Here is a 6,455-nt window from a genome sequence, read left to right as displayed (position 1 = left end):
TAACTCTTTACCATGCTGTTCAAAAAACACTCACGAAAGATCAACACGCCCTAGTAACTGAATAGCTTCATTATCGTTAATAGTGATCTTAACGATAACCATGTTTTTAAATACAATACTTATCTTACAGCTCTTAGTTATTACGCAAGTTGATGTTAACATGCATAAAAACCGAATACACAGAGGATATTGTATGACGTCATGGATGAAGTTTGCCTCGCTTCTCACACTTGCAGGCCTAACCGCATGTAGCGCTTCCCCGACAGGAAGAAACCAATTACTGCTTTTTTCTGATCAAGACATGTCTCAACTTGGGGCACAATCTTTTGAACAAATGAAGAAAGAACAGCCAATAAGTAAAGACGCGAAAACAAACGCTTATGTACAGTGCGTTGCAAATAGCATTACTCAACATATTCCAAAACAAGGCTTTAGTGAATGGGAAGTTGTTGTTTTTGATAGCGACCAAGTGAATGCCTTTGCTTTGCCGGGTGGCAAAATTGGCGTATACATAGGGTTACTTAAGGTAGCGGTCAATCAAGACCAACTCGCAACGGTTATCGGACACGAAGTGGCTCACGTTCTCGCTGACCACAGCAACGAACGTCTCTCTCAGTCTCAAATCGCTAATACTGGTTTATCCATTACCAGTGTTGCGTTAGGCGCATCAGAATACAAACAGTACCAAGGAATGACAATGGCTGCCCTAGGTTTAGGTGTTCAATACGGGGTTATTCTACCGTATGGCCGAACTCAGGAATCAGAAGCCGATGTTGTTGGTTTAGAATATATGGCTCAGGCTGGGTTCGATCCTAAACAGAGCGTCGACTTGTGGCAAAACATGGCGAAAGCATCAGGTGGTAGCCAACCGCCAGAATTGCTGTCTACGCACCCTTCCCACAGTACGCGTATCAAAGATCTACAGGCGACGATAAAAACGTTACCTCAATCGGGTTCACCAAGACCAAATTGCAAAGCGTAATCTAACATTTGTTTAGACGCTAAACTTCGAATACAAAAATGCCCTATCCATATTGGTTAGGGCATTTTTTGGTTTTTGATTCTTGTTAAGTGCCAAGAATTTGCAATGGTAGGCTTAATAGCTGATCACCAGTAGATGCAAAATACCAGATAACACCGATCAAACTGCTCACTAGACCCACATACCAAACAAACGACACGACTTGACCGTATTTGTCTAATGGCAACAAGTGACTGTGGTGACGCCCTTTCCATTCGAATAGTATTTCCACACTGCCCATAATCAATAAGAAGCCAAACAGGGTCAAATTCAACTGATAACTCAGTACCACGCCAGCAATAGCGGCTGCAACACACAGCACAATACCAAGCACACTGTTCATCGAGAAACTGATACTTTTTAGTACATGTCCGCCATCGAGAGGCAAAATTGGTAATAGATTAAATAGGTTTAATAACGCGTTAAATACCGCAAGCCCAGCGAAGAACATTTCGCCAGTCGCCCAGTACAACACCATAAATATCAACGACAATATCAAGCCAAACAATGGTCCCATGATCGAGATAACCACATCTTGCCAGCGCGTATTGATCTTTTCGTCGGATAACGCCAAGCCACCAAGGAACGGTATCAAATAGATGCCTTTGGTCTTCATTCCAAAGTATTTCATTGCTCTAATGTGGCCATATTCATGGAACATTAAACAAGCGATCAAGGCTAAAGCGAACTGAATTGAAAATAGCCATGAGTAAGCGGCTAAACTCGCAGAGGCAAGCACCACCTTGATTAACTTGGCACTCTTGAGGGCTTTCATTCCCAGCGAAACTAACCCGATCAAGCTAAAACGCTTCTCTGGTTTTGGTGCGACAACCGGGGTTTGTTGCTCGATATCTTTGGTGTTTCGACTGCCTTCGGTAACGGTTTGGCCATTCACGGTCGCTTTATAGGTCATCTCAAACGGTTGCCACTGAACGGTCGCCTCAACGTTACACTGCAACGTTTCTTCACCTGCGCGCAGAGTAAATGCATGGGTTCGAGCGTCATCTTGATCTGTGGTTGCGTCTAATTGGGACACCAAAGTATTGTCCCAATACAACTGTTGCCACCCTGCCATTGACCCCTCTAAACGAAGTGGTTTTCCAAGAAACTCTATCGCGAGTAATTCCAAACTTTAATTCCAATTTAATGACTATCAATATGAATCGATATTATGCCGATTTAGCGATTAACGGTAAACATAAACAAAGTTGTTACATATTGAGCAGTTGAACACTATTTATACCAGCACCTAACATAAACATTCTGGTCACACCTCCAACCACCCATAAATCATTGATTGTAGTTATATTATTAGTGTTAGAGTGCCGCCCTTTAAAAATATTACTTCACAAAATGACAACTCATTCTTTGACTTTATATTAAACATGAATTTAACATGCCATTTACATTAGAGCTTAAACACCAACAACGCTCAGTGTGTTTTCAACAATAAGAATGAGATTTGATGCCCTAGGAGGGTCAAGGATGAAAACAATACAACGCTCTCTCGTTTCACTTTCTGTGCTATTTGCATGTAATTCACTTGCGGCTGGTTTCCAAGTTGCTGAGCACTCTGCCTCAGGTCTTGGTCGCGCATTTTCAGGTGAAGGTGCCGTAGCTGATAACGCGAGTGTACTAGCGAGAAACCCCGCCGCAATGACCCTATTTGATACAGCCCAATTTTCAGGCGCGGTTTCTATCGTTGATCCAGAGGTTAACGTCACTCAAACCAAAATTAATGATAGCGATTTCAATCAGAAGTCTTCTGACGTAGCCCCTTTGCAAATAGTCCCAGCCGCTTACTACATCAGTCCAATCAACGAAAAGTGGGCATGGGGGATTGGCATGTTCACTACATATGGCGTTGCTACTGATTATCCCGACGATATTTATGCAGGTGATTTAGCCGGTGACACATCTTTGGTGTCCGTAAACCTAAATCCAAACATTGCTTACAGAGTAAATGAAAGCTTAAGCCTCGGTGCTGGTATCAATCTGGTATATGCGGAAGCTGAATTAAATAGACACAAAGGCAGTCTGCCTGTTGGCGGATCGCCAAGTGACAAACTAATCTCAATGACTGGTGAAACGTTCGCTTTCGGCTGGAATGTCGGTGCGCTGTATGAACTGAATGAAAATAACCGTTTTGGTTTTGGCTATCGCTCATCTGTCGAACTTGATTTTGATGACGGAGAGTTCACTGATTACACCGGCTTAAAAATGGAAAGTGGCGCTCCAGGTAAGACTACCGGACGTTTAGAAATTGAACTACCCGATATCTTTGAACTATCGGCTTTTCATCAACTTAGCGATGCTTGGGCAATACACTATGGTTGGCAATTAACCAAATGGAGTAAGTTCAAAGAATTAAAAGCAACGAGTTCAGATTGTAAAAATAATGAGTGTTTCTTAAAAACCGAGCATTACGAAGACAACCAAAGATGGTCTGTAGGTGCTACTTACATGGTTAACCAAAGCTGGACTCTACGTGCAGGTTTGGCATATGACGAACAAGCTGGTGAAGCAACGTTAAGCATCCCAGATAGCGACCGTATGTGGTATTCAGCCGGTTTAACTTATGCAGTTTCTGAAAACATGACTGTCGATGCAGCATTTGCATTAGTACAAAGCGAAAGCGGCTCGTTTACCGAAACCGATGCAGCAGGACAAAAGCTTACATTTGATGCTGAAGGCGTTGCTTACCTTTCAGCGATACAACTTAACTACACGTTCAACTAACCGTACGGGAATAATTACATGAATAACAAATTTTCTTTATCTCTCGTATGCTCAGCATTACTTCTTGCTGGCTGTGGGGACAACAGTGAAAGCTCTGGTGATTCAACTGCAGCACCGTATTCCGATGCAATCAACCAATCATTAGCTAGAAGCTCAAAAATTAGCTTTACGCTTTTAGGTAATGAAGCGGATGTCCCTCTTCCTTCGTTTTTCTTGTTCGATACTAACGATCACACTCTGAACATCCCGTTAGATGCAAGTTCAACAGGATTACTGAATGATCCCAAAGTAGCAATGGGAGAAGCTGATGGTTGGAGTACTATCATGCCGTTCACTATTAATGTGAATCTTCCAAGTGATAGGACGCTGAAGAACGATGTCGTGATGAACGGGACGACACCGTTTAGTGCGCACCTAAATTCCGGGGTAAAAGTTGCTAAAGTGGATGTTGATCTGAGTACCGGTGTCATGTCGAACTTTACTGCGCTAACAGCTGGTGTTGACTATTTAGTGGTATCTAGCGATTTTAAGACCATACAAGTTTTACCTCTTAAAGGTTTAGACCCTAGCTCTGACTATATCTATGCATTAACCGACTCAATTGTTGATAGTACAGATGAACCACTAGGTACATCAAGCTCCTACGCGTCTTTAAAAACGACAGATATAGACCAAGCAGGCTCGCTCGATTTACCACAAAAAATCATCCATCAAGTTGAAGCGTTATTCGCAGGCTATGGTTCTGTATCAAGCTCAGATGAAATCATCTACTCATCTTGGTTTACTACTGCGTCGGCAGGTAACGTAATGAACGGTGCTAAAGCAGCGATTGCTCAAACAATCAGCCCAGCCGTTTCCCCTTCGGACATATGGAAGAACCTAGCGAATCCAAACAATATTTCGACGACTGATTTAGACAGCTTATATACTTTTAATGTTTCAAGCACGGTAGAAGACCTTGCTACAGCAGTTCAAAACGACGATGTTTTTAAATCGGCATTTGGACAGACAGCAGCAGACCAACTTACTGCGGCTTACAATACAAACTTTTCTAATGCTGCAATAGCTTCGATTCAGGTATATCGCGGGACGATTGAACTACCGTATTTCCTGTCCGATTCACTAACAGATGATGAATGGAAAACAATGCCTTGGCGCAGCGCAATGCCAAGTGTTCTAACGATACTAAACATCCTAAGTTCAGGTAGTAACGAAGATAAAACAGCGATCGCGACACAACTTGCTAGCTTAGGTATCACAGAACCTGCGACCCAACTTTATCTTGCAGAATATCAACAACTACTTATTGGCGAAAAGTTAACTCTCGCAAATGGAGAACAGTTAGACAGTGCGCGTATCATGACCAAATACAGTGCTGTACCTCAAATTCGCGCAGTGAAGTCAGTGCCATTCGTAATGTTTGTACCAGAAGGTGGAGCAATTGGTAGTGACTTACCTATTCTTCAATACCAGCACGGAATTACAAGTGTAAAGGAAAGTGCTTTCGCATACGCTATGCAACACATTGGTGGCGCAATGAATGGTGCAGCTCCATTTAAGCCTTACGCTATCATCGCAATTGACCAACCACTTCACGGTCAACGCGCACTAAGTGCTGATGTTGTCACGACACCAACAACACCTACTGTTTATATGAATCTTGAGTATTTACCAGTTGCACGAGATAACATACGTCAGAGCGCCATTGATGGGCTTGGAGTTCGCTTTGCTTTAAATTCAGCTACAGATGCTGCATTCAGTAACCTCGATAAAGCGAATGTCTCTCTATTTGGGCATTCTATTGGGGCTATTACAGGAATCAGCTCTTACACGGTTGGTAACACTGTGTTGAACCCTGCAATCGATTCTATGTTTAGTTATACCAGTGCAACCCTTGCTAACCCTGGTGGTGGCATTGCTCCTTTCTTGCTTAATTCAGGTTCTTTCTCTCCTGAGATCAAGCATACCGTTAGCCTATCAAGTGTAACAGAGTACCAAGCACACTATTCAAGTAACTGTGCTCCAGTCAGTAAGTCAGGTGGCCTTTGCTTTACTGAGTATTACACGACCTTAAGTAGTGACAGTGCGTCGAGTTCAGATAAAGCAATTAAAGCGACAATTGACTCTACCCTGACTTCATTCATGTATGCTGCGCAAACAGTTCTAGATAACGTTGACCCATATAATATTGCATCTACAACTACCGGACCTGTACTTGGTATTCAAGCAGATGGTGATGGAACAATACCAAACTCTGTTGCTGAGATTCCAACAGCCGGAACTGAACCACTGTTTAAGAAATTATCCTTGGTTAATACTGCACTCGATGCTTTGGGGACGAGAGTTGCTTCTTACTTTGACGCAAACTCTTCAGCAGGGCATTCAACGGTAATTTCACCGAGCACTACTGGTGCAGATGTTGCTGCAAATACAGAAATGACCTCTCAAATCGTCCAGTTTACTCTTACTCAAGGTAACGCCACTGGAACGTTAGCGGTAGATGATACTCTACTTGATGCTTCTAAAAATGTTCAGTAGATGTTTCCGGAGATAAACTACCCTCTAAATGCCAGCCTAACCGCTGGCATTTTTGTATCTATCGACATCCCATCGTCCCTAGTTAACCGTTTGCATAGAACCTTAAAACACAAATGGTTGATCTCAGCTAAAATTAATCAAGACAGAATACCGTACG

4 protein-coding genes are annotated in these 6,455 nt (G+C 42.7%); 3 read left to right on the top strand and 1 reads right to left on the bottom strand.

Annotated elements, in window-relative coordinates; translation table 11 throughout:
* Positions 1-193 precede the first annotated feature (193 nt).
* A complete protein-coding gene (locus ACED45_RS20085; protein WP_371714856.1) occupies positions 194-982 on the top strand; it encodes a M48 family metallopeptidase in 789 nt (262 codons plus the stop codon).
* Between the two features lie 85 nt (positions 983-1,067).
* Here ACED45_RS20085 and ACED45_RS20080 read toward each other — a convergent pair whose 3' ends face one another.
* On the bottom strand, positions 1,068-2,150 hold the full coding sequence (locus ACED45_RS20080) for a site-2 protease family protein (RefSeq protein ID WP_182795796.1): 1,083 nt from the start codon (positions 2,148-2,150) through the stop codon (positions 1,068-1,070).
* Positions 2,151-2,506: 356 nt separating this feature from the next.
* Between ACED45_RS20080 and ACED45_RS20075 the strand changes: the two genes are divergently transcribed.
* Together ACED45_RS20075 and ACED45_RS20070 are read left to right on the top strand one after the other, a co-directional pair.
* Positions 2,507-3,760, top strand: a complete 1,254-nt coding sequence (locus ACED45_RS20075) for an outer membrane protein transport protein (RefSeq protein ID WP_004730930.1) — start codon at positions 2,507-2,509, stop codon at positions 3,758-3,760.
* An 18-nt stretch (positions 3,761-3,778) separates the two neighbouring features.
* On the top strand, positions 3,779-6,298 hold the full coding sequence (locus ACED45_RS20070) for a VolA/Pla-1 family phospholipase (RefSeq protein WP_371714855.1): 2,520 nt from the start codon (positions 3,779-3,781) through the stop codon (positions 6,296-6,298).
* Positions 6,299-6,455 lie beyond the last annotated feature (157 nt).

Source organism: Vibrio crassostreae (assembly GCF_041439375.1).
Lineage (GTDB): Bacteria > Pseudomonadota > Gammaproteobacteria > Enterobacterales > Vibrionaceae > Vibrio > Vibrio crassostreae_D.
The sequence above is the reverse complement of the archived record's forward strand: the minus strand, read 5'-3'. Positions and strand labels throughout refer to the sequence as shown.

Excerpts from the sequence above, each read along its gene's own strand:
- ACED45_RS20085 (WP_371714856.1), top strand. The coding sequence starts at position 194 with ATGACGTCATGGATGAAGTTTGCCTCGCTTCTCACACTTGCAGGCCTA.
- ACED45_RS20075 (WP_004730930.1), top strand. The coding sequence starts at position 2,507 with ATGAAAACAATACAACGCTCTCTCGTTTCACTTTCTGTGCTATTTGCA.
- ACED45_RS20070 (WP_371714855.1), top strand. The coding sequence starts at position 3,779 with ATGAATAACAAATTTTCTTTATCTCTCGTATGCTCAGCATTACTTCTT.